The organism is Pseudomonas sp. Mn2068 (assembly GCF_049319725.1).
GTDB lineage: Bacteria > Pseudomonadota > Gammaproteobacteria > Pseudomonadales > Pseudomonadaceae > Aquipseudomonas > Aquipseudomonas gingeri.
Genome location: NZ_JBMOUG010000001.1, coordinates 654,642 through 678,747, shown reverse-complemented (window position 1 = coordinate 678,747; position 24,106 = coordinate 654,642). Strand labels below are relative to the sequence as shown.

Below are 24,106 nucleotides of genomic sequence, written 5' to 3'. Positions count from 1 at the left end.
GTATTGGCAGCAATCTTGAGAATGAAGGCTTTCCATGAGTGAAGATGCACAAGACGTCGTCCTGATCGTCGAGGACGAGCCCTCGATCCTGCTGGTGTTGTCGCACTATCTGGCCGGCGAGGGCTATCGGGTCCTGCAGGCGGCGAACGGCGAGGAAGCGTTCAAGATCCTCGCGACCAAGCCCAACCTGGACCTGATGGTGACGGACTTCCGCCTGCCCGGCGGGGTTTCCGGGGTCGATATCGCGGAGCCGGCGGTCAAGCTGCGCCCGGACCTGAAGGTGATTTTCATCAGCGGCTATCCGGCGGAGATTCTCGAGACGGACAGCCCGATCACCCGGACCGCGCCGATCCTGGCCAAGCCCTTCGACCTCGACAAGCTACAGGAGCAGATCCAGCGCCTGCTGGCCTGAAATCCGCTCCCGCAGAGGCCGTCAGGCATTGATCATCTCCCGCACCCGGGCGGTCAGCAGATCGAAGGTGAAGGGCTTGGTGATCATCTGCATGCCGGGGTCGAGAAAACCGCCCCGCACCGCTGCATGTTCGGCATAACCGGTGATGAACAGCACCTTGAGCCCGGGCCGCAATTGCCGGCCGATCTCCGCCAGTTGCCGGCCGTTCATGCCTGGCAGGCCGACGTCGCTGATCAGCAGGTCGATGCGCTGGCCGGAGTCGAGAATCGGCATGGCGCTGTCGGCACTCGCGGCTTCGACGAAGGCATAGCCCAGTTCGCTCAGCACCTCGCAGACCAATACCCGTACCGCCGGGTCGTCCTCGACGATCAGCACGGTTTCGCCGTCTTCGGCGTGCGCTGCCTGCAACAGGTGCACCGCGTCGTCCTGGGCCGCCGCGCTGCCCTGGTAGCGGGGCAGGTAGAGGTTGACCGAAGTGCCCTGGCCCGGCGTGCTGTCGATGGACACATGGCCGTGGGATTGCTTGCTGAACCCGTAGATCATCGACAGGCCGAGACCGGTCCCCTGGCCGATGGGCTTGGTCGTGAAGAACGGGTCGAATGCCCGGCTGATCACGCTCTCCGGCATGCCGCAGCCGCTGTCGCGGACCTGCAGCACGACATAGTCCCCCGGCGCCAGGTGGCCCTCGGTTTCAGTGAAGACCGGGTCCAGTGTCTGGTTGAAGGTGACCACCTGCAGGTGCCCGCCATCGGGCATGGCGTCGCGGGCATTGAGCACCAGGTTGAGCAGGGCGCTTTCCAGTTGATTGGGGTCCGCCTCGGCGGTCCACAGCGGTTCGCCGAGGACCATCTGCAGGTCGATGCTTTCATTGAGGCTGCGATGCAGCAGCTCGCCCATGGACCTGACCAGTTCGTTCATGTTCACCGGCTTGGAATCCAGTGACTGGCGTCGGGAGAACGCCAGCAAGCGGTGGGTCAGGCCGGCGGCGCGGTTGGCCGAGGTCACGCCGAGGTCGATCAGGCTGTCGAGATCTTCCAGGCGCCCGCGGGCCAGGCGCCGCTTGAGCAGTTCGAGGCTGCCGATGATGCCGGTCAGCATATTGTTGAAGTCGTGGGCGATGCCGCCGGTCAACTGGCCGACCGCCTCCATCTTCTGCGACTGGCGCAACGCTTCTTCGTTATGGCGCAGTTGGGCGGTGCGCTCCTCGACCTGCTGTTCCAGGGTCTCCAGGGTGTCCTTGAGGCGCCGTTCGCTCTGGCTCAGGTCGATCAGCCGGTCACGGGCCTCGTACTGTCGGCGGCGCCCACGAATGGCCGAGGTCACCAGGCTGATCAGCGTCACCGGGTGAAAGGGGCGTTCCAGGAAGCTGACATTGCCCAGTTGCGCGCCGAGACGGGAAGAGGGCGACCGATCAGGGCCGCCGTGATGGGTCATCAGCACAATGGGCAGGTCCGACCACGCCGGTTGTTCCTGCAGGTGCTGCAACAGTGGCTCCAGGTCCGTCTCGTGCAGGGCCTCGGCCGCCACGATCAACAGGCCGGCGCCACGCTCCAGCTCGCCACACAAGGTCGCCAGGCTCGTGGCGATCACGCCGGGGAAGCCGGCCTCGGCGAGAATCATCCGCGCGATCTGGCCGTCGCGACCCCAGGGTGCCAGGATGATCGCTCGCTCGGAAACTGCGTCCGGCAGGGTCACAAGCCTCCGTCCTTGAGCAACGGCAGGCCCTCACCCAGATAGGTGGGCACGCCGCGCAACACGCCCTGGAAGGCTTCCAGGGGCTCGCCGATGGTCATGCCACGGCCACTGATGCGGTACTCGCGGATGGTCGATTCATGGGCCCCGGTACGCTTCTTGATGATCGAGATGGCTCGGCGAACCTTGCCCAGGGCCTCGAAGTAACGCAGCAGGATCACGGTATCGGCCAGGTAGGTGATGTCCACTGGTGCCTGCATGTCGCCGACCAGTCCGTGCTGGGCGACGGTCATGAAGGTCGCTGCGCCCTGGCGGTTGAGGTACAGCAGCAGTTCATGCATGTGCAGGATCAGCGCGTTCTCTTCCGGCATGGCGGCCTGGTAGCCGTTGATACTGTCGATCACCACGGTCTTGATGCCGCGCTCATCCACGCAGCGCCGCACCCGGTGGGAGAACTCGCCGGGAGACAGCTCGGCGGCATCGACCTGGTCGATCCACAGGTTGCCGGTCTCGCGCAGGGCCTGGAGGTCGATGCCGATATTCTTCATGCGCTCGAACAGCAGGCCCAGTTCCTCGTCGAAAATGAACAGCGCGGCCTTTTCCCCGCGGGCCACCGCCGCGGCGGCGAAGAGCATGGCGATCAGCGACTTGCCGGTACCGGCGGGGCCGAGGATCAGGGTGCTGGAACCGGTTTCGATGCCGCCGCCGAGCAATGCATCCATCTCGGCGATACCGCTGGTGAGTTGCCGGCGCACGTACTGGCCGCGATGTTCGGCCGCCACCAGGCGGGGAAACACATGCACGCCATCGCCGCTGATGGTGAAGTCGTGATAGCCGCCGCGGTACTTCTGGCCCCGGTACTTGACCACCCGGACCCGGCGCCGCTCGGCACCGTAGTTGGGGGTCAGTTCCTCCAGACGGATAACGCCGTGGGCGACGCTGTGCACGGTCTTGTCGAGGGACTCGGTGGTCAGGTCGTCGAGCAGCAGGACCGTGGCGTCATACCGCACGAAGTAATGCTTGATCGCCAGGATCTGCCGGCGGTAACGCAGCGAACTCTGCGCCAGCAGGCGGATTTCGGAGAGGCTGTCGAGGACCACGCGGGTCGGCTTGACCCGTTCGACCACTTCGAATATCTGCCGGGTGGCCTCGCCCAGTTCCAGGTCAGAGGAATACAGCAGGCTTTGCTGATGGTCGGCGTTGAGCAGGCTTTCCGGCGGTGTCAGCTCGAAAATCTCGATGTTTTCGTCCAGTGTCCAGCCATGGGAGTGCGCGCCCTGGCGCAGTTCGCGCTCGGTTTCCGACAGGGTGATATACAACGAGCGCTCGTCGGCCTTGGCACCGGCCAGGAGAAAGTGCAGGGCCACGGTGGTCTTGCCGGTGCCGGGTTCGCCTTCGAGCAGGAAGACATGCCCGCGGGACAGGCCGCCGGACAGGATATCGTCCAGCCCTTCGATGCCAGTGGCGGCTTTGGTCGTGATCGACGCTACTGATGTAGTCAAGGAATCGCCTCATGTGACTGGGAGGTGGCGGTGTCCGGGCGCGTGACCTTTTGACGCCGCCTGTTCACTTGACCTCCGGATTCACGAGGTGTTCAGTCTTTTTGCGGGCGCTTCACAAGCCCTGTTGCAGGGCGGGATCGTCGGGATTCTGCTGTTCCAGCTGCGCCAGCAGGATCTGCACGTTCTGCAACTGGCCGCTTTCCTTCCAGTAGCTGATCAGCAGCACGCGGGCCTTGCGGTTCGCCGGATGGCGCTGGACCAGCTCTTCGAGCTGGCGCTGGGCCGCTTCGAGCTGGTGCAGGTCGTGCAGGGTGGTGGCGAGCTTGTAGCGGAATTCGGTGTTGTCCGGTTCCAGCTCCACGGCCTTGGCCAGGCCCAGCAGGGCATACTCGGTCTGGCCATGGTGCAGCAGCCAGATACCCAGGGCATGTTGCAGATAGGCCGACTGTGGTTGCACCTCCAGTTGCCGGGCCAGCAGTTGCCGGGCCTGGTCCGGCTGGCCGCGCTTGTCCAGCAGTTCGACACGGGCGACCACTGCCCTGAGGTTGTTCGGCTCCAGCTGCGACATGCGTTCGAGCGATTGCTGGGCCTCGTCCAGTTGCCCTTCGTGCAGGTACAGGCGGGCCAGTTGGAACTGGGCATCGGCACTCTCCGGCTGGGCCTTGAGGGTGCGTTCATATTCGTCGACCACCTGTTGCAGCGGGCCGAAATACAGGCCCTGGTCGTCCGGTGACAAACCGAGCATGGCATTGGCCGCGGCAAAGCGTACCTCCTGCTCGCTGTCCTCCAGCACCGGCCCGAGTAACAGGCTGCGCTGTGCCCCCGGCACCAGGCCGACAATGCTCTGGATCGCCGCCTCGCGGACCAGCGCCGAAGGGCTCTGCAAATCCGCGTCGGCCAGTTTCAATGCCTGGGGACTGGGATAGTTGGGCAGTTCGGCATGCAGCGCGGCCCGGCGGATATCCGACAGGTCGGTGCGCGCCAGTTGCTGGTAGAGCACCCGCGCGGCGCCCGGCTGGCCGTTGTGCGCCTGTTCCAGGGCGCGGCCGTAATTGACATGCGGGGTTTTCGCGGGCACCGCGGTCGGGCTGCGCATCCAGTGCCAGGCAAGGCCCAGGATCAGGAAGGCAAGCAGGCTGATGATCAGGTAACGGCGGGGCTTGGTCATGCAGTGTCCGTGAGCTGGCAGGCTTTTCCCAGAGCCGCCAGCTTCGGTCAGGAGCGCTTCGGAGTCAAACCCGCGATCAGTTGAGCACGTACTCGATGGGTTCCAGGGGCGGCGGCAGCTCGGTTTCGCCGAGGCTGGCGAGAATCTCCCGCTCGACCGTGCGCAGCAGCGCATTGCACGGCAAGTCGTTCTCGTCGAAACCGAACGGGTCCTCGAGGTCGTCGCCGATCTCGTCGAGGCCGAAAAAGGTGTAGCTGACAATCGCGGTAAACACCGGCGTCAACCAGCCCAGGGGTTCGGCCATGGCGAACGGCAGCAGGATGCAGAACAGATAGATGGTGCGGTGCAGCAGCAGGGTATAGGGGAAGGGCAGCGGGGTGTGCTTGATCCGCTCGCAACTGGCCTGGACCTGGCTCAGGCTGGCCAGCCGGGCGGCAAACACCGTATAGCGCCATTCGCCGAGCTGGCCCTGTTGCGCCAGGCGCGAGCAGCGCGCCCCGATTTGCTGCAAGAGGTGGTCGGTGACATTCGGATGGTTCTGCGGCGGCGGCTGCGTGGCCCACTCGCGCACGGCGGCGTGCTCGTCTTCCAGGCGCAGGCGGGCGATCAGGCCATGGGCAAAGCCGCAGAGGTCGCGCAGCAGGCCCTGGCGCTCGGCGGTGTCGGTGAACACCTGGCTTTCGCGGATCAGCGAGCGCACCTCGATGATCATCTGCCCCAGTTGCTTGCGGCCTTCCCACCAGCGGTCGTAGCAGGCATTGTTGCGAAAGCTCATGAAGATCGACAGCGACAGTCCGAGCAGGGTGAAGGGCGTGGCGTTGACCTTGGAAAAGTAGGCCGGGTGCCAGGTTTCCACCAGCACGATGACCGAGGCCAGCAATGTCACCAGCAGGCTGCGCAGGGCAATCCGCTTGGCAATCGAGCCTTTCAGGGAAAACAGGATGCCGATCAGGTTCGGCTTGGGACGCACGATCATGGGAAGGGACTGGCAGCAGCGCGGGGGTTACGCCGAGCCAGACTAGAAGCCGCCGGCCTGCTTGTCCAATCGCTCTGCCCGACAGCTTGATCGAGGCTGTCTATCATCGAGGCGCTCATGCGTTGTTCGGCAATATCAACAGCCGTTCGCCGGCAGCCAGTTCCTGGCGCTGCAGAACAAATTCCGGCATCTGTGTCGCGTTGATCGCCTTGCTGAAATACCAGCCCTGGATCACCAGTTCGCGGGAGGACTGCAAGGCGTCGTACTGCTCCCGGGTTTCCACGCCTTCGACGATGATGTCGAGGTCGAGGGTTTCGCACAGCCGCAGCATGCCGCTCAGGACCCGTGCGCCATTGGCATGACGGTGGGCGACGACAAAGCTGCGGTCGATCTTGATGCCATCGATCCTGAACTGGTGCAGGTAGCTCAGGGCCGAATAGCCGGTGCCGAAATCGTCGATATACAGTTTGGCGCCGAAGCCGTGCAGGCCTTCGATCAGGCGGTGGATCAACTGCACGTCGCCGACCAGCGCATCCTCGGTCAACTCGACGGAAATCCGCCCGTGGGCCTGGGCGAGAATCTCCAGCAGGCGTTCGCCGTGCTCGGGCGTGCTCAGGGTCGCGGCCGTGACGTTGATGGTCATCGGCAGTTCGAAGCCGATCTTCTGCCAGCGCCGATATTGCTCCAGCGCCTGGGAGGCGACCCACAGGTCGACATCGGCCATCAGGTTGGCCTGGGCCAGCCATCTGAGAAACTCCCAGGGCTGCTGGGCGCGGCCGTCCTTGTCACGGGCACGCATCAAGGCCTCGCAACCGATGCACAGGCCGCTCACCTTGGAGATCTGCGGCTGGAATTCCAGGTGGAATTCGTATTCGCTGATGAGCCGGATACGTTCCAATTCCTCGGTGCGCCGGGCCTCGTTGCGGTGCGCGGCGACCACCGGGTCGAGCTCGAACAGCCGACCCTTTTCCTCGAGGCTGCGAAAGGTAGTGTCGAAGGACCTGATGTAGATCTTCTGCTCTTCGTCCTGCTGGCGATGCAGGGCAATCACATACGGCGCGTACACCAGGCAGCTGACGGCGACGAGTACCAGTTGCAGGACCACGGCCGCCCAGTCGCCGTTGGTGCTCAGGTAGGCATTGAGCAGCACCGGCGAAGTCAGCGGCATGCCAGTCACCACCGGCGCGACCCAGCCGGCCTGCACGGCCGCCACCGCCAGCACGGTATTGAGCATGGGCGCGATGAGAAAGGGCAGGAACAGCCTTGGGTTGAGGATGATCGGCAGCCCGAACAGCAGGATCTCGTTGACATTGAACAGCGACAACGGCGTCGCCGCCAGGGCCAGCAGGCGCAGGGAGCGGTCGCGGGAAAACAGCAGGATGGCAACGATCAGCGACAGCGAGGCGCCGGAGCCGCCGGTGAAGGCGAAGCAACCCAGCAGGCCGCTGTTGAGCGCATAGCGGGCCGGCTCGGCGGCGGCGACGTTGAGCTGGTTGACCGTCACCGCCAGGTCAAGGACGTCGAACAGCGGCTGCATGGCATGGGCGCCGTGGATGCCGAAGAACCACAGCATCGAGTTGGTCGCGCTGATCAGCAGCCCATAGGCATAGGGATGGTCGAGTGCCGTCAGGTCGAAAGGCACCTGCATCTGGGCGACGCTGGGGATCTCCAGCAGCAGCGACAGCACCATCACCAGCATCGCCGCGGTCAACAGGCCCGGAATCACCACATTGATGCTGTCGCGCACGTTGTAGCCGACCACGTTTTCCCGTACCAGCCGCAGCCAGGGCTGGCGGTAGAGCCGGGCAATGATCGGCACGTTGACCAGCGGCGAGGCGATGGCGATAAACAGCACCAGCGTCGCGGCGGCGCGGGGATAATCCTGCAGCAGGTAGATCGCGATCACCACATGGGTCAGGCACAGGAACGCCACCGGCACCTGCGGCAAGCGGTAGCGGATCGCGAGCATGTAGCCGATCGAGGCGGCGACCAGCAAGGGCAGGGTGCCGCTGATCTTCTCGTGCAGCCCGGCGAGGAAGTCCACCAGCTCATCCGGCGCGCCCAGCAGCCGGGCACACACCGACAGCACGAGGAAGGCGGCCGAAACCAGCAGGCACGGCAACAGCCAGAGCAGCCCTTCGCGAATGGCCCGCAACGAGTCGGCGCCGGCCAGCGCCGCCAGGCGATTGGTCAGGAACAACTTGAAGACTGACTGTGACATTGCCCAACCCCTTTAGACCTTCAGTCTTGATGGGGCATATGGCCATCAGGCTGGTCCCCTGGACGCGAGCATATCCCGAGATGCCCCGAAAAGGCCAAGCCGCCGATGGAAAAAGCCCCGAGGCCAAAGGCGCTCGGGGCTGCTCGGTGGGAGTCCGGCAAGGATGTCGCGACCACCTGATCGGTTTCAGTAACGCATCTGGCCGTAAGGTGGCGTGTTGGCGTTCTGGCCGCGGTTGTAACCGACGGCGAAGCCGTAGTTGTAGCCCGCCGCGTAGCCGGCGGCATAGGTATTGCGCCCGGCTGCATAGCCGTCCACCTGTCCCGCGGTGTAGCCGGCATGGAAGCCCGCGGAATAACCGGTGGGCCTGACGGCAACGTTGGTGCTACAGGTGTACCGGCAAAGGGGCGCGGCGTGGCTGGAGGTGGCGATCAACGGGCAGGCTACACCCATCGCGATCAGCATGGCCACGGCAAATCCCCTTTTGCGGGGCCGGGTACGCAACGCCCTGGTGTGACGGGAACAGTCCGATGGGCAAAGAGCGATAGCAGTCATTTCAGTATTCCTCCGGATCAAGCCGATGCGCTTCAATGGAAGCCAGAACGGCCTTTGTGCTAGTTGTTGAAAATAACCCCATCGTCCTGCTCGCTGACGCTGGCGTCTTCACTGACGCCGGCGGTATAGGCGCCATTGGGAGAAATGGCGTCGGCACAGTCGTTGCCACCGGCTCCCAGGGGGCTGATTGCCAGGAGGGTGCCGCCGGAGCTGTGGTAAGTGAAGGCTTCGCTGACGCCCGCCACTTCACCGCAACCGACGATGATGCCGTTGTCGGAGATGGCCTTGGCGGTGGCTCTGGCGCTACCGGCCAGGAGTGGGACCGGAACCCCGTTGGTACCGGTGGCGGGATCCCAGAAGAACCCGGTGGTAAAGCCGCCGGATTTCAGCCGATTGCCGGCGATCTGCCCTGACGCATTCATGGCGACCCCGGAGTTACGCAGCGAGGTGTTGCCGTTGATGGTCAGCATCACCGTCGGCGCGCTGGCACCGCCGGCCGGCCACTGCACGGTTTTATAGGTATCGGGTACGTAATAACAGGTACCGAGGATTTTTCCGCTCAGATTGATTTCACTGGCGACGCAGTAGCTGGCCCCACTGGGCACAGGCAGCACGGTATAACCGGAGCTGGCATTGGCCCAGAGCACGGCGCGGTTTTTCCCCGAACCACCAGTACCGGCCGGACAATTGCCAATAATCGCTGGCGTTGCCGCATCACTGATGTCCGCCGGACTGCAGTTGCTGACCGAGCCGAGCAGCGGTGGCAGCAGGCTGTTCGCGGCCCCGGTGGAACTCCACACCACCGGCGTGGCTTCACCGGTGGGGCTGATGCTGATGCCCGTCACGACACCCGCGAGGTTGACGGCAGCCGCCTCGGTCTGCACGTCGGGTACCAGGCGCAGGCCGGCGAGCAGGGGCAGCGGTTGCAGTTGCTGAGGGGGCGCGGTGAGATTGTTGACCGGCCATTTGACCGCCTGGTTCACTTCGAGACTGTCTTCACAGGTACCGACGATCACGGCCGTGCTTGCTGGGGCATTGCTGATTGCACCGGCGGCACAGGCTCCCGGGTCTCCACTGGCGGAGGTGAACAAGGGCGGGAGAGCCGTTGCCCCGCCAGACAGAGTGTCCACCAGCGCTGACTCGAAAAAACCCACCGACATGGATTTGCCCACAAAATAATGATAATCGTTGCCCGCGGTGAAGCGGCTGCTGAGAACAGTGGAATTGCTGGCGTTATCGTTCCAGGTGGCAGCCTGGACCACTGTCGCGAGGTTGACACTCGCGACCACCAAGCCGAGTGAGGTAACAAGACGAGAGGGGAGTTTCATAACGCTTCTCCTTGCGATGATGAGTGTGCGCGCACGATCTATGCGCGCCCTTACCGTACCCCTCGGTTCATTGCGCCGGTAACTGTCAGAAATGACAGTTCGTTAGAGCATTTCGAAGCTGATGAAATATCTTGTAACACTATCGCCGGGTGTTATTCGTGGACGAAAAAAAGCCCCGCGACCGAAGGGGCGCGGGGCCGAAGCGGTTGGAGGGGCATCCAACCAGGAGAGTTTGAATCAGTTGCTGGCGACGGTCTGCGGCGCGTAGCCGCCACCCAGGGCCTTGTAGATCGCGACGATGCCGCGATACAGGTCGGTCTCGGCCTGGGCCTGGCTGTCTTCGGCGGCCAGGCGTTCGCGCTGGGCATCGAGCAGTACCAGGAAGTCCACGGTGCCTTCGCGGTAGCGGATCGCGGCCAGGTCGGCGGCGGTGCGGCTCGACTCGCTCTGGCGGATCAGCGAGATCAGGCGTTGCTGACGCTTGCCGTAGTCACTGAAGGCGTTCTGCGATTCTTCCAGGGCCAGCAGCACTTGCTGCTCGTAGGTAGCCAGGGCGCCTTCGGCTTCGGCATTGGCGCCGCGCAGGCGGGCCCGCACGCTGCCCAGGTTGAACGCCGGCCAGGTGATGCTCGGGCCAAGGGCCCAGGCATTGGCGGCCGACGAGCCGATCTGCGAACCCCGTCCGGCGGTAAAACCGAGGAAGCCGCTGAGGCTGACCCGTGGGAACAGGTCGGCCTTGGCCACGCCGATCCGCGCGGTGGCGGCGGCCAGCTTGCGCTCGGCACTGAGGATATCCGGACGGCGTTGCAGCAGCTCACCCGGATTGCCGATGGCCAGGGCCTTTGAGATCGCCGGCAGGTCCTTCGGACTCAAGTCCACCGACAGCGTATCCGGGCGCTCGCCGAGCAGGGTAGCGATGCGATTGCGCTCGCGGACCTGTTCGGCCTGCAGTTGCGGCACGCTGGCTTCGACCGCCGCGAGGCGGGCATCGGCACGGACCACATCGAGCTGGTCGCCGACCCCGGCGTCACGCAGGCTTTCGGTGATGCCCTTGGATTCCTGCTGGTTCCTCAGGTTGGCCAGGGCGATCTTTTCCCGCAATTGCGCACCGCGCAGTTGCCCGTAGGCATCCACCAGCTCGGCAATCATGGTCACCTGCAACTGGTACAGATCGGCTTCGGCCGACTGCTGGTCGGCGTCGGCGGCTTCCAGGCTGCGCTGGATACGGCCGAACAGGTCGACCTCCCAGGCCATGTCCAGGCCCAGGTCATAGCGTTCGCTATTGACCCGGCTCTCGGTCTGGCCCGGTACCTGGCCCTTGCCCAGATCGGCACTGGCACGGCTGGTGATGGTCGGCATGGCGTCATCGCTGACGTCATCGCGGATCGCCCGTGCCGCTTTCAGGCGGGCGAAGGCGACGCGCAACTCACGGTTGCCGGCCAGGGACTGGGTCACCAGCTTGTTGAGGGTCGGATCGTCGAACTGCTGCCACCAGATACCTTCGAAGCGGGCGCGGTCGAAATTCTTCTGGCCGGCGCTGCCATCGGTGGCGGCGGTGATGTTCGCCGCCGCCGTGTCAGGAGTCTTGTAGTCCGGGCCGACGGCACAGGCGCTCAGCGCCAGTACCAGCAGGCTCGGGAGAAAGGCCTTCATACTGCTCATTGTTGCGCCTCCAGCTTGAGGGCCCGGGCTGCCTTGCGAGCTTCACTACGCTCGACAGAGCGGCGGATCAATACATAGAACACAGGGGTCAGCAGCAGACCGAAGAAGGTCACGCCGAGCATCCCGGAGAACACCGCCACACCCATGGCATGACGCATCTCGGCACCGGCACCGCTGGAGAACACCAGGGGGACCACACCCATGATGAACGCGACGGAGGTCATCAGGATCGGCCGCAGACGCAGGCGGCAGGCTTCCAGTACCGCGCTCAGCGGATCGAGGCCTTCTTCCTGCTTGTCCTTGGCGAACTCGACGATCAGGATCGCGTTCTTGCACGCCAGGCCCACCAGTACGATCAAGCCGATCTGGGTGAAGATGTTGTTGTCGCCACCGGAGGCAATCACCCCGGCAATCGCCGACAGCAGGGTCATCGGTACGATCAGGATGACCGCCAGCGGCAGGCTCCAGCTTTCATACAGTGCCGCCAGTACCAGGAACGCCAGCAGGACGCAGAGCGGGAACACCAGCAGTGCGGTATTGCCCGAGAGGATCTGCTGGTAGGTCAGGTCGGTCCACTCGTAGGTCATGCCGTTGGGCAGTTCGTCCTTCAGCAGTTTCTCGATGGCCGCCTGGGCCTGGCCGGAGCTGTAGCCCGGTGCCGCGGCGCCGTTGATTTCGGCGGTGATGAAGCCGTTGTAGTGCATCACGCGGTCCGGCCCGGAGGTGTCGCTGACCTTGATGAAGGTCGCCAGCGGGATCATCTCGCCCTTGTTGTTGCGCACTTTCAGCTGGCCGATCTGGTCGGACTCGAGGCGGAACTGCTGTTCGGCCTGGACGTTGACCTGATAGGTGCGACCGAAGCGGTTGAAGTCGTTGGCATACAGCGAACCCAGGTAGACCTGCAGGGTGTCGAAGATGTCACTGACGGCCACGCCGTGGGTCTTGGCCTTCTCGCGGTCGATGGCGGCATCCACCTGCGGCACGTTGACGGTGTAGCTGGTGAACAACCCGGCCAGCTCCGGCACGCTGCGGCTCTTGGTGATGATGTTCATCGTTTCCTTGTACAGCTCTTCATAGCCCAGGTTGCCCCGGTCTTCGATCTGCAGTCGGAACCCGCCGATGGTGCCCAGGCCTTGTACCGGCGGTGGCGGGAAGATCGCCATGTAGGCTTCCTGGATCCCGGCGAACTTGCCGTTCAAGGCACCGGCGATGGCGCCGGCCGATTCACTCGGGTCCTTGCGCTCGTCGAACGGCTTGAGGGTGACGAACACGATGCCGGCGTTCGGGCTGTTGGTGAACCCGTTGATCGACAGGCCGGGGAAGGCCACCGCGCTTTCCACGCCAGGCTGTTTCAGGGCCAGGTCGGACATGCGCTTGATCACGTCTTCGGTACGATCCAGGCTGGCCGCGTCCGGCAGTTGGGCGAAGGCCACCAGGTACTGCTTGTCCTGGCCTGGCACGAAGCCGGTCGGGGTGCTGGAGAAGCCGAGCCAGGTCAGGACCATCAGGCCCGCATACAGCACCAGGGCGACGCCGCTGACCCGGATGACACGGGTCACGGTGCCGACATAACCATGGCTGGCCTTGTCGAAGAAGCGGTTGAACGGACGGAACAACCAGCCACCCAGCAGCGCGTCGAGAACCTTCGAGAAGCGGTCTTTCGGGGCGTGGTGGTCCTTGAGCAATACCGCGGCCAGGGCCGGCGACAGGGTCAGGGAGTTGAACGCCGAGATCACGGTCGAGATGGCGATGGTCAGGGCGAACTGCTTGTAGAACTGGCCGGTCAGGCCGGAGATGAAGGCCGCCGGGATAAACACTGCGCAGAGCACCAGCGCCGTGGCGATGATGGGACCGGTCACTTCGCGCATGGCACGCTTGGTGGCTTCGATCGGGCTGAGGCCCAGGCCGATGTTCCGCTCGACGTTTTCCACCACCACGATGGCGTCGTCCACCACGATACCGATCGCCAGTACCAGGCCGAACAGCGACAGCGCGTTAAGCGAGAAGCCGAACATGTGCATGATGGCGAAGGTACCGATCAACGATACCGGTACGGCGACCAGCGGAATGATCGAGGCACGCCAGGTCTGCAGGAACAGGATCACCACCAGGACCACGAGGATCAGGGCTTCGAACAGGGTGTGCACCACCGCTTCGATGGAGCCGCGCACGAAGATGGTCGGGTCGTAGACGATGCTAAAGTCCATGCCTTCGGGGAAGTCCTTCTTCAGCTCGGCCATCTTGGCGCGCACTTCGTTGGAAATCTCGATGGCGTTGGAGCCTGGACGCTGGAAGATCGGGATCGCCACCGCCGGCTGGTTGTTCAGCAGCGAGCGCAGGGCGTACTGGCTGGAGCCGAGCTCGACCCGGGCGATGTCCTTGAGACGGGTGATTTCGCCGTCGTCGCCGACACGGATCACGATGTTCTCGAACTCTTCCTCGGAGACCAGGCGGCCCTGGGCGTTGATCGACATCTGGAAGCTGGTGGCGGTAGGCGCCGGAGGCGCGCCCAGTTGACCGGCCGCGACCTGGCGGTTCTGCTCGCGAATGGCGTTGACCACATCGGTGGCGGTCAGGTTGCGCGAGGCGGTCTTGTTCGGATCGAGCCATACCCGCAGGGAGTAGTCGCCCATGCCGAACAGCTGCACGTCACCGACACCGCCCAGGCGGGCCAGCTCATCCTTGATATTGAGCAAGGCGTAGTTGGACAGGTAGAGCATGTCGTAGCGCTTGTCCGGCGAGGTCAAGTGCACAACCATGGTCAGGTCGGGCGAGGCCTTGTCGACGGTGATACCGATACGGGTCACTTCGACCGGCAGTTTCGGCTCGGTCCGGGTCACGCGGTTCTGCACCTGCACCTGCGCGTTGTCCAGGTCGGTGCCCAGGGCGAAGGTGATGGTCAGGGTCAGCTTGCCGTCGGCGGTGGACTGCGAGGACATGTAGAGCATGTTCTCGACACCGGTGATGGCCTGTTCCAGGGGCGCGGCCACGGTTTCACCGATGACCTTGGGGTTGGCGCCGGGGAAGTTGGCGCGTACCACCACGGTCGGCGGAACCACTTCCGGGTATTCGCTGATCGGCAACTGGAACAGCGAGATCGCACCGGCGATCAGGATCAGCAGCGAGAGTACCGCCGCGAAGATCGGTCTTGATATGAAGAACTGGGAAAAATTCATCGTGTGTATCCCTTAACCGCGTGGAGTCGCTGCGGCCAGCTTGTTAGCCTGGGCCGGAGCGCCTTTGGCCGGCGCAACCTGCTGCAGGTTGCTGGCTTCCAGGGCTTGTCGTTGTTCTGCCAGAGCGGCGAGGGTTTCCTTGCTGGCCATCGGGATCACTTCAGGATCCACCGGCGAGCCCGGACGCACGCGTTGCAGGCCTTTGACGATGACGGTGTCATCCTTGTTCAGGCCGCTGCGCACGATCCGCAGACCTTCGATTTTCGGGCCCAGCTCGACCGAGCGGTAGGCGGTCTTCTTGTCGGCGTCCATCACCAGCACGAACTTCTTGCCCAGGTCGGTACCGACCGCTTCGTCGTTGATCAGCACGGCGGCGTAGGTGCCGCTGCCGACCAGCTTCAGGCGGGCGTACAGGCCGGGGGTGAAGCTGCCGTCGGTGTTGTCGAACACGGCGCGACCGCGGATGGTGCCGGTGCGCGGGTTGACCTGGTTGTCGACGAAGTTCATCTGGCCCAGGTGCGGGTTGCCGGTTTCGTTGGACAGACCGAGGTAGACCGGGGTGGTGGCGCCGCGCTTGCCCTGGCGAGCGAGCTGGGTGTACTTGAGGTAGACCCGCTCGTCGGCGTCGAAGTAGGCGTAGACCTTGTCGGTGGAAACCACGCTGGTCAACGGCGTGACATCGGCGGTGACGATGTTGCCGGCGGTGATTTCGGCACGGCTGACACGGCCGCTGATGGGCGCGGTGACGCGGGTGAAGCTCAGGTTCAGGCGAGCCAGGTCCAGTTGCGCCTGGGTCGCATCGACCGCGGCCTTGGATTCCTGGGCGGTGCTGGTGCGGGTGTCGGCCAGTTCGGCGGAAATCGCGTTGCTGGTCAGCAGGCGCTTGCCACGCTCGGCCTCGTTGGCGGTACGGCTGGCAGTGGCGCGGGTCTGCTGCAGTTGGGCTTCCAGGCGATGGACTTCAGCCTGGTAGGGGCGGGGGTCGATCTGGAACAGCAGGTCGCCTTTCTTGACCAGCGCACCTTCGGTGAAGGCCACCTGATCGATCTGGCCGGAAACCCGCGGGCGGATTTCCACGGTTTCCGGGGCTTCGAGGCGCCCGGTGAACTCGTCCCATTCATTGACGGGCTGTTCGATGACCTTGGCCACGCTGACCTTGGTTGCCGGCATCGCACCACCTGCCGCCACGGGCGCTTTGCCGCAGGCACTCATCACGACGACTGCCAGGGCAGCCAGGGGGAAGCGCAAAAGTTTAAGTGACTGTTCCATGGGGGGAGTCCGCCAATCTATTGAGATGGGCGGATCATGCTGTGGGCGTTGATCGCACACGAATCGAATGAAGCGAAGGTAACTATCATCCGGAATGATATCAAACCGAATCCAGCCCACTAGCATGCGCCTTCCGTTAGCAGCCTATCCATTACAGAAAGCGCAAATCACTGTTGCCGGGAATGCAACAGCGCGTCACGGCGCTGATCCTACGCCGGCCGATCCGAATATTCAGAATTATCCGATGATGGATGGGAACACGGCCTACATCGCTGGCAATACGGCTCAGTACAATTCAGCCACACGGAAATGCTGATTCAGACCCCGACACGCGATTTGTCGGGAGGGCCCGACTTTGCCCGCGGCAGGGGCAGACAAAAATAATTACCGAGGATTCTCCATAATGGTTCAACTCGACTTCTACGGCACGCTGGTGGCCGCTTCCCTGGTGTTGCTGCTGGGCCGTGGACTCTGTAGCCGCGTCGGTTTTCTGCGCACCTACAACATTCCCGAACCCGTTGCCGGCGGCCTGGTGGTGGCGCTGTTGCTGTTGCTCCTGCGGGTAGCGTTCGACTTCAAGGTAGGCTTCGAGACCTCGATGCAGGCTCCGTTGATGCTGGCTTTCTTCGCTACTATCGGGTTGAACGCCGACTTCACCAGCCTGAAGAAAGGCGGGCGGGTGCTCGGGACTTTCCTGTTGGTGGTCGTCGGCTTGCTGGTGGTGCAGAACGCCCTGGGCGTGTCACTGGCCGCCGCGCTCGGCCTGGATCCGCTGATGGGCTTGCTGGCCGGTTCCATCACCTTGTCGGGTGGTCACGGCACCGGCGCGGCCTGGAGCTCGGTGTTCGCCGAGCAATACCGCGTGATGTCCGCCGCGGAGCTGGCCATGGCCTCGGCGACCTTCGGCCTGGTCTTGGGTGGCCTGATCGGGGGACCGGTGGCCAGGTTGCTGCTCAAGCGCGTAAAGACCCAGGGGGTGGCCCAGGAAAACGTGGTCCTGGGCGTGCCGAAGGGCTTCGAGCAGCCCGAGCGCGAGCGCATGATCACGCCGGGCTCCTTTATAGAGACACTGGCGTTGATTGCCATCAGCCTGTTGGCCGGCACCTTCCTCAGCGATCTGATCAAGGGCACGGCCCTGGAATTGCCGACGTTCGTCTGTGTGCTGTTTGTCGGCGTGGTCTTGCGCAACGGTCTGTCGGCGCTGGGCTGGCATGAGGTCTTCGAGCGCGAGGTATCGGTGCTGGGCAATGTCAGCCTGTCGCTGTTCCTGGCCATTGCGCTGATGTCGCTGAAACTCTGGGACCTGGCGGCGCTGGCCTTGCCGATCTTTATCCTGCTGACGGCCCAGGCGGTACTGATGGCGCTGTTCGCCATCTTCGTCACTTTCCGCGTGATGGGCCGCAACTACGATGCCGTGGCCCTGGCCGCCGGGCACTGCGGCTTCGGCCTGGGAGCAACGCCCACGGCGATCGCCAACATGCAAGCGGTGACCCAGCGCTACGGCCCGTCGCGGATCGCCTTCCTGGTGGTGCCCATGGTCGGGGCGTTTTTTATCGATATCGCCAATGCCATCGTGATCAAGCTGTATCTGGCATTGCCGTTTATCGGCAGTGTCGCCTGACGGATCGCTTCAGAACTGCACGCCCAGTTCACGCAGGCGCTGTTGCGTGGCGTCTGCGGACACGTGGTGAATACCTTGCCAGCCGAGGGCGATGGCGGCCTCGACGTTGGTCGCGACATCGTCGATAAACACCAGCTCTCGCGGCTGGATATCCGGCAGGTGCGCGCGAACCTGGCCCAGGCTCAACTGGTAGATCTGCGCGTCGGGCTTGATCTGCTTCACTTCGCCCGACACCACGATGTCACGGAAGCACTGCAGGAAGGGATAGTTGGCGCGGGCATAGGGAAAGGTTTCCGCCGACCAGTTGGTCAGGCCGAACAACGGCATGCGCGCTTCATGCAAGGCTTCCAGGATAGCCACGCCGCCGGGCAGCGGCCCGCGCAACATCTCGTGCCAGCGGTCGTAATAGGCCCGGATCAGGGGTTCGTGTCGCGGGTGTCGGGCAATCAGGGTGCGGGTGGCTTCGGCCAGCGTGCGGCCGGCGTCCTGCTCGGTATTCCATTCCTGGGTGCAGATATTGTCCAGGAACCACTGCCTTTCCTGTTCATCGGCGATCAGCTGGCGGTACAGGTGCTGCGGACTCCAGTCGAACAAGACACCGCCGAAATCGAAAACCACTGCGCGAATCGTCATGCGTATCCTCCATGGGTGGGCGAGCACCTTAGCGTCAGAGACTGTCCGGATCCCCGCAGAACATCTGGATCCGCGAGCGCAACCAGCGTTCGCCCGGGTCGTTGTCCTGGGAACCGCGCCAGGCCATGTGCAGTTCGAAACTCTGCACCGGCAACGGCGGGTCCTCGGCGCGCACCCCGCCAGCGGCAGTCAGGGCGTCGGCGGTGTAGTCCGGCACGGTGGCGACGATATCGGTGCCGCTGATCAGGGTGCTCAGGCCGTTGAATTGCGGGACCGCGAGCACCACATGCCGCTTGCGACCGAGTTTTTCCAGTTCGGTATCGATAAAGCCGCTCAGGTCGCCGGCAAAGGATACCAGCGCATGGGGCCGCGCACAGAAGTCGTCCAGCGACAGCGGGCCGGGCATGCTGTCGGCGCGCAGCAGTTTCGGCGAGCTGCGCCGCAGCACCTTGCGCTTGGCGTTGGCCGGCAGGTCGGTGGTGTAGCAGACCCCGATGGAGATCTCGCCGGAACCCAGCTTGGCCGGGATCAGCAGGTAGTTGACGCGACGGATCACCAGCACGATGCCCGGGGCCTCGGCCCGCAGGCGCTTGAGCAACTGCGGCAGCAGGGCGAACTCGACGTCGTCGGACAGGCCGATGCGAAACACCGAGGTACTGGTCGCCGGGTCGAACTCGGAGGCGCGGCTTACCGCGGTGGAAATCGAATCCAGTGCCGGCGAGAGCAGGGCGAAGATCTCCACGGCACGGGCCGAAGGCTCCATGCTGCGGCCGGTGCGCACGAACAGCGGGTCATCGAACAGGCTGCGCAGGCGCGACAAGGCCGCACTGATGGCCGGCTGACCGAGAAACAGCTTTTCCGCCGCCCGGGTTACGCTCCGTTCGTGCATCAGGGTTTCGAAGACAATCAGCAGGTTCAGATCGACGCGGCGCAGGTCGTTACGGTTCATCGGGCTCGCTTCACAGGTCGGTCAATAACGAATGAGGTGAATCTTACGGGCAAAGGCGCCTGATTCGCACTGGAAAAATGAACTTTCCTTTTATGAGTCAGGGCCATGGCAGCCGCTGAAACCCGGGGTCCGGTTTTTTTCCTGCGGGAAAAAACCGCCTTTCCTGCCGTCTTCAGCCCCGCTTGCCGACATTGTGTACAATGCCCCCCCAATCAATGACAGGCATGTCGACTATTAATGGGCACGGATAGTCTTCAGGGGAAAGCCCGGATAGAGTTCGTGTCATTAGAGGTTCATTTGGCGAGGTTTGCGATGTCACGCACGATCCGTTTTCACAAGTTTGGTCCGGCCGAGGTGCTCAAATGCGAAGAGCATACGGCCACTCTGCCTGCACCGGGCGAAGTGCAGGTGCGTGTCGAAGCGATTGGCATCAGCTGGTATGACGTCCTCTGGCGGCAGAACCTGGCGTCGTCCCATGCCCGCCTGCCGGCCGGTATCGGTCATGAAATGGCCGGTGTGGTCACGGCCGTCGGTGATGGCGTGGACGATCTGTCGATCGGTGACAAGGTCGCCAGCTTCCCGGCACAGAGCCCCAACGACTACCCGGTATACGGTGAACTGATCGTCCTGCCGCGTTCGGCTCTGACCCGCTACCCGGATGTCCTGACGCCGGTCCAGGCCAGTGTCCACTACACGCCGTTGCTGATCGCCTATTTTGCCTATGTCGACCTGGCGCGGGTCAAGCCGGGGCAGTTTGCCCTGATCACCGACGCCAGCCATTGCGCCGGGCCGTCCTTCGTGCAACTGGGCAAGGCCCTGGGCGTGAAAGTGATCGCCGCGACCAAGACTGCCGAAGAGCGTGATTTCCTGATTGCCCTGGGTGCCGAGAAAGTCATCGTCACCGAAGAGCAGGACCTGCTCATGCAGATCAACAAGTACACCGACGGTCGTGGCGTCGACATGGTCTTCGACGGCCTCGGCGGGCCGCAGATGTCGATGCTCGGCGATGTCCTGGCGCCGCGTGGCAGCCTGGTGCTCTATGGCCTGCAGGGTGGCAACCAGACGCCATTCCCGGCTTGTGCGGCGTTCCAGAAGAACATCCAGTTCTTCGTGCACTGCATCGGCAACTTCACCGGCAAGCCGGAACTGGGCATTGTCCAGGACGAGGCAGCGGTGCAACGGGCACTGCGGGACATCAACCAATTGACGGCGGACCGTGTCCTGCCGCCGCTGGAAATCCGCGCATTTCCTTTCGACGAGTTTGTCGAGGCGCATCGTTACATGGACGCTTGTCCATGCCGTGGACGGGTGGCATTGCAGGTCGATCCCGCCTGATTCAACCCGCGCAATCATCAAGCCCCGTATCAGTCGACTGATACGGGGCTTTTTATTTTGTCCAACAAATTATTGAACTTTTTGTACGAAAGTTGCCGGTGGAAATTGAGTCTTTCACCAACTGAACCGGTTTTTTTCCAAATTCTGTATCTGTTAATCGCCCTGTAAGCACTGATAATTAACGGGTAACTTTCAGCTCAAGGAATGAGTCATGGTCGAGTTTCAGTTGTTGTACCGGTGCGATGCAGTTGCACAAGCTTCAGTCAGGGCGTTCGCGGGGAGTTGGCGCAAACAAGGGGGCTCACGGTGAGGGGCTCTTTCTCATTGAATTTGTTTGTGTGATCAATAGTTGTAGGTAAGTGTAAGAACATTCCTAGGAAGTTCTTATCGCCGCAAGGATCTCCCAAAGTTGACCGGCAATCAGTGACTCAGGTCACACTCACCTATCCTTGCTGTGGATGTTACAGGTCTGGGGTAATACTCTTGTTGTGGTTCGACCTGTTCGATAGCGGACGGCGAATACGCTCCTGAACATAGCACGCGTTGATAATGACGAGCGCCGGTTGCCCGACACTGAACCCAATCCAGGTGTAAAGGCTATGAGCTCTATTCACGAGCAGGCAATGAACTATGTATATCAACAGGTTCTACAGCGGTTGATGAGTTACTTCAGCCGTGCCGAACGTATCGCACTGCAGTTGTTGATCCAGCGCTTGATCGTGGCCGCGGGCGGCATCGAGCGTATCGGTGAGTTCAAGGTCATGGTGCCCCATGGTGGCGGCAAGGACAGCAGTTATACGCTGGCTTTCCTGCGTGCCGCCCAGTTGAGCATCGCCGGGCGTTCGCCGGCCACGTTCAACCTGCGTATCGCCACCCTGCGTCACGCCGGCGTGACCGCCACCGTCATGAACAATATCCATCGCGGCTACTGCGCGCTGTTCGTCTATGACGACCCGCGCGTGGAACTGCTGATGGTGGACAATAAACATGTCCGCCCGTTTCACCATCGCACGCCGATGTCCGACCTCAACCGCGACCTCAACCGGCGCAACCTGCTGATGAACGGCCACCTGACGGCAGGGGATGGCCGGGCGACGTTCTGCAACAGCTGCTACCTGTCGATGGCGGATTTCCATGAGCGTGCCAGTGCCTGGGACAAGGGCATCAGTGCGCTGGTCATCGGCGACCCGCCCCGGGAGCAGAAGCAGTACCTGACCTGGCTGCTGCGCTCGACCGAACGTCCCGACCGCAACCGCCAGGGCGCAGGTCCACTGGAGTTCGATGAAGCCGTGCGGACCTGCAACGAGCTGAGCCTGGACTATTATCGCGAGCTTTATGGCGATACCCCGGCGCAACCGCCGGGACCGGCCATCGGCCACGCCAGCACGCCGATGCTGTTGAGCGTCTATGACCTGGTGGGCAGCAACATCGAGCAGCGCTGGCCGTTGCTGACCGAATTCCTCGGTTTCCGCTTCGACGACCTGGCCTTCCACTTCAGCGAGTCGGATTGCGCCAACCCCTTGCTCATGGCGCATATGCGCGGCTTGCAGGCGCAATACGTCCGGGGCCTGAGCTACCAGGCGGGCATCACCGAGTACCTGCAACTGGCCGTGGTGATGATGCGCAAGAAACTCATGTCGACGCGCCTGATCGAGCAGGCCGTGGCCGCCTACGACACCCCGGAAAAACTCCTCAACCGCAGGGCCCTGGCCGGGGTTTACGCCCAGGAAGCCTATGGCCTGCGCGAAGAACAACTGATCTGCCTGCTGTTCGCGCCGTTCGTCAACCAGGGGCGTGGCCTGGAGCTTTTCCTGCGCCAGTGTCATCCGGGCATGCTGGTGGCCTTGCCGGACCTGCACCGGGTCTTGTCGGCGCAACCGGGCAACGAACAGATCGAGCAGTGGCTGACGGACGTCAGCGGCCTGACACTCGAACTGTTGCAGGACCTCTATCAGAAGACCCGGGTCGATTTCAGCACCGCTGTCTCGCTGATTGCCCGGGTGCGGGCCAGCGATCCGGATAAACACCGGGTTGACATCATCAATCCCGACAACGGTGAAGTCTGCAAAGAAGTCCTGTCGGGACGTTAAAAGGATTGGTATTGATAGCTTCAGAAACTTCCGAACCCGGTTCGACCCCCACCGAGCCCGGCGCGGTTCCACGAACGGTCAGAGGACGCAAGCACTCGGACTTCGCCTATCAGTCGGTCTACCGCTACCTGGTCAGCCTGATCAACGAGGTGGAAACCGATGCGCGGGTCAAGCTGCCCTCGTTGCGGCACCTGGCCGAACGGCTGAACGTGTCGATTTCGACCATCCAGTACGCCTACTCCCTGCTGGAGAAGGAGGGCCGGGTCTATTCCCAGGCCAAGTCGGGCTATTACGCGCTGCCGGTTTCCAGCAACGCGTTCGTCAGCGGCGGTGCCGACCTGCTGGAGCAGATGTATGTGCATTCGCGCCGCCCCGGCACGCTGGTGCTGGGCAGCGATGAACCGGCCTTGCTGCTGTCGCTGGACAATCCGCTGTTGCTGCTGGAACGGGAACTGGTGCGCCAGTATCCCCGACAGCAGCAGCCGCAGTTCCAGCCGTTTGGCGAACTGGAGCTGCGCACGGCACTGGCGGTGCGCTACACCACCTCGGCGCAGCGCTACTGGCATGCCGACGACGTCTATATCGGCGCCGACCTGCGCAGTGTGCTGGAAACCCTGATGGCGGCGCTGTCCCTGAAGCAGGCGACGGTCCTGGTGGAATCGCCTTGCGACTGGGTGATCCTGCGGTTGTTGCAGGCCGGCGGGGTGAATGTGATCGAATTGCCCCTGGATGGGCAGGGCGCCTTTGACCTGGCGGGACTTGAACACCTGCTGCGCACGCAGTCGGTCAAGCTGCTGCTGATGTCTTCGCGGATCAATATGCCCCACGGCAGCCTGATGCCCCTGGAGCAGCGCCAGCAGATCGCCCGGTTGCTGGAGCATTTCGGTGTCTGGCTGCTGGAGAACGACAGCCATGGCGAACTGGCCTTCCAGGCCGGGGGCGTGTGCATGCGTGATCTGGTCGACCCGGATCGCCTGCTGGTGTTCGCTAGTTTCGAGCGCTTCATGGGGTGCGAAGCGCCATTCGGCTACCTGTTGTCCCGGCATCTCGGCGTGGAGTTGCAGCGGCATTTCCTGCTGCGCTCGTTCCGTATGTCGCCGACGCGGCAGAAGGCGATTGCCCGCCTGTACAGCAGCGGGCGTATCGACCAGCACCTGGCCACGCTGCGGCGGTTGCTCAACGAACGCGTGCTGCAGGTCAGCCAGCTGTTGCGCGAGCGCCTGGCCGACAGCCTGGATTTCATCCCGCCCCAGGGCGGTGCGACCGTCTGGGCCCGGGCCACGCGCTCGACGGACATGCGCAAGGTATTCGAGCGCTTGCTGGAGCAGAAGATCGTCATGGCCCCCGGCGAATTGTTCAGCCTGCACGGGCTGCACCGCGATTGCCTGCGCCTGAGCACCACCTCCAACGGTCATCGCCATCTGGAGCAGGCCCTGGGGACGTTGGCCGATGCCTTGCGCCTGGAGTCGAGCCCCTGACCTCGGCGCCCGACAGGCCTTTTGTCCAATTGTGTTTGC

At 63.3% G+C, this 24,106-nt stretch carries 17 protein-coding genes; 5 read left to right on the top strand and 12 right to left on the bottom strand.

Going from position 1 to position 24,106, the window contains the following annotated elements; translation table 11 throughout:
- The first annotated feature begins 34 nt into the window (after window positions 1-34).
- Complete coding sequence (locus tag ACL9RJ_RS02890) at window positions 35-412, top strand: response regulator (RefSeq protein ID WP_017127260.1); 378 nt, start codon at window positions 35-37, stop codon at window positions 410-412.
- Window positions 413-433: 21 nt separating this feature from the next.
- Here the strand turns inward: ACL9RJ_RS02890 and ACL9RJ_RS02885 are convergent, their stop codons facing one another.
- From ACL9RJ_RS02885 to mexE, 10 genes are all read right to left on the bottom strand, one after another.
- Window positions 434-2,107 (bottom strand): ATP-binding protein, encoded by a 1,674-nt coding sequence (locus tag ACL9RJ_RS02885; protein ID WP_103032952.1) that lies wholly within the window; start codon window positions 2,105-2,107, stop codon window positions 434-436.
- Window positions 2,104-3,606 carry an ATPase domain-containing protein gene (locus ACL9RJ_RS02880; protein WP_017127259.1) on the bottom strand — a complete coding sequence of 501 codons (1,503 nt, stop codon included), beginning with the start codon at window positions 3,604-3,606 and terminating at the stop codon, window positions 2,104-2,106. Before ACL9RJ_RS02880 ends, ACL9RJ_RS02885 begins: the two co-directional genes overlap by 4 nt.
- A gap of 112 nt (window positions 3,607-3,718) precedes the next feature.
- Window positions 3,719-4,774 (bottom strand): tetratricopeptide repeat protein, encoded by a 1,056-nt coding sequence (locus ACL9RJ_RS02875; RefSeq protein WP_422764859.1) that lies wholly within the window; start codon window positions 4,772-4,774, stop codon window positions 3,719-3,721.
- 76 nt (window positions 4,775-4,850) lie between these two features.
- Window positions 4,851-5,750 carry a bestrophin family protein gene (locus ACL9RJ_RS02870; protein ID WP_422764858.1) on the bottom strand — a complete coding sequence of 300 codons (900 nt, stop codon included), beginning with the start codon at window positions 5,748-5,750 and terminating at the stop codon, window positions 4,851-4,853.
- A gap of 115 nt (window positions 5,751-5,865) precedes the next feature.
- Complete coding sequence (locus ACL9RJ_RS02865) at window positions 5,866-7,971, bottom strand: EAL domain-containing protein (protein WP_178990148.1); 2,106 nt, start codon at window positions 7,969-7,971, stop codon at window positions 5,866-5,868.
- 186 nt (window positions 7,972-8,157) lie between these two features.
- Window positions 8,158-8,526 (bottom strand): hypothetical protein, encoded by a 369-nt coding sequence (locus tag ACL9RJ_RS02860; protein WP_146049211.1) that lies wholly within the window; start codon window positions 8,524-8,526, stop codon window positions 8,158-8,160.
- Window positions 8,527-8,585: 59 nt separating this feature from the next.
- Complete coding sequence (locus ACL9RJ_RS02855) at window positions 8,586-9,854, bottom strand: HAF family protein (protein ID WP_422764857.1); 1,269 nt, start codon at window positions 9,852-9,854, stop codon at window positions 8,586-8,588.
- Between the two features lie 237 nt (window positions 9,855-10,091).
- A complete protein-coding gene (locus ACL9RJ_RS02850; RefSeq protein ID WP_103032951.1) occupies window positions 10,092-11,516 on the bottom strand; it encodes an efflux transporter outer membrane subunit in 1,425 nt (474 codons plus the stop codon).
- Window positions 11,513-14,692, bottom strand: a complete 3,180-nt coding sequence (locus ACL9RJ_RS02845; RefSeq protein ID WP_177082373.1) for an efflux RND transporter permease subunit — start codon at window positions 14,690-14,692, stop codon at window positions 11,513-11,515. The genes ACL9RJ_RS02850 and ACL9RJ_RS02845 overlap by 4 nt, the downstream gene beginning before the upstream one ends.
- A 12-nt stretch (window positions 14,693-14,704) precedes the next feature.
- Window positions 14,705-15,961, bottom strand: a complete 1,257-nt coding sequence (gene mexE, locus ACL9RJ_RS02840; RefSeq protein ID WP_177082375.1) for a multidrug efflux RND transporter periplasmic adaptor subunit MexE — start codon at window positions 15,959-15,961, stop codon at window positions 14,705-14,707.
- 403 nt (window positions 15,962-16,364) lie between these two features.
- Between mexE and gltS the strand changes: the two genes are divergently transcribed.
- Window positions 16,365-17,582 carry a sodium/glutamate symporter gene (gltS, locus tag ACL9RJ_RS02835; protein ID WP_177117875.1) on the top strand — a complete coding sequence of 406 codons (1,218 nt, stop codon included), beginning with the start codon at window positions 16,365-16,367 and terminating at the stop codon, window positions 17,580-17,582.
- Between the two features lie 9 nt (window positions 17,583-17,591).
- Here the strand turns inward: gltS and ACL9RJ_RS02830 are convergent, their stop codons facing one another.
- Window positions 17,592-18,215, bottom strand: coding sequence for an HAD family hydrolase (locus ACL9RJ_RS02830; protein ID WP_177117874.1), 624 nt, complete (start codon window positions 18,213-18,215; stop codon window positions 17,592-17,594).
- 34 nt (window positions 18,216-18,249) lie between these two features.
- Window positions 18,250-19,164 (bottom strand): LysR family transcriptional regulator, encoded by a 915-nt coding sequence (locus ACL9RJ_RS02825; RefSeq protein ID WP_017127249.1) that lies wholly within the window; start codon window positions 19,162-19,164, stop codon window positions 18,250-18,252.
- Between the two features lie 312 nt (window positions 19,165-19,476).
- Between ACL9RJ_RS02825 and ACL9RJ_RS02820 the strand changes: the two genes are divergently transcribed.
- From ACL9RJ_RS02820 to ACL9RJ_RS02810, 3 genes are all read left to right on the top strand, one after another.
- Window positions 19,477-20,499, top strand: a complete 1,023-nt coding sequence (locus ACL9RJ_RS02820) for a zinc-dependent alcohol dehydrogenase family protein (protein WP_017127248.1) — start codon at window positions 19,477-19,479, stop codon at window positions 20,497-20,499.
- A 599-nt stretch (window positions 20,500-21,098) separates the two neighbouring features.
- Window positions 21,099-22,589: a hypothetical protein gene (locus tag ACL9RJ_RS02815; protein WP_422764856.1), complete on the top strand. Its 1,491-nt coding sequence runs from the start codon at window positions 21,099-21,101 to the stop codon at window positions 22,587-22,589.
- An 11-nt stretch (window positions 22,590-22,600) separates the two neighbouring features.
- Window positions 22,601-24,067, top strand: coding sequence for a PLP-dependent aminotransferase family protein (locus ACL9RJ_RS02810; RefSeq protein ID WP_422764855.1), 1,467 nt, complete (start codon window positions 22,601-22,603; stop codon window positions 24,065-24,067).
- Window positions 24,068-24,106 lie beyond the last annotated feature (39 nt).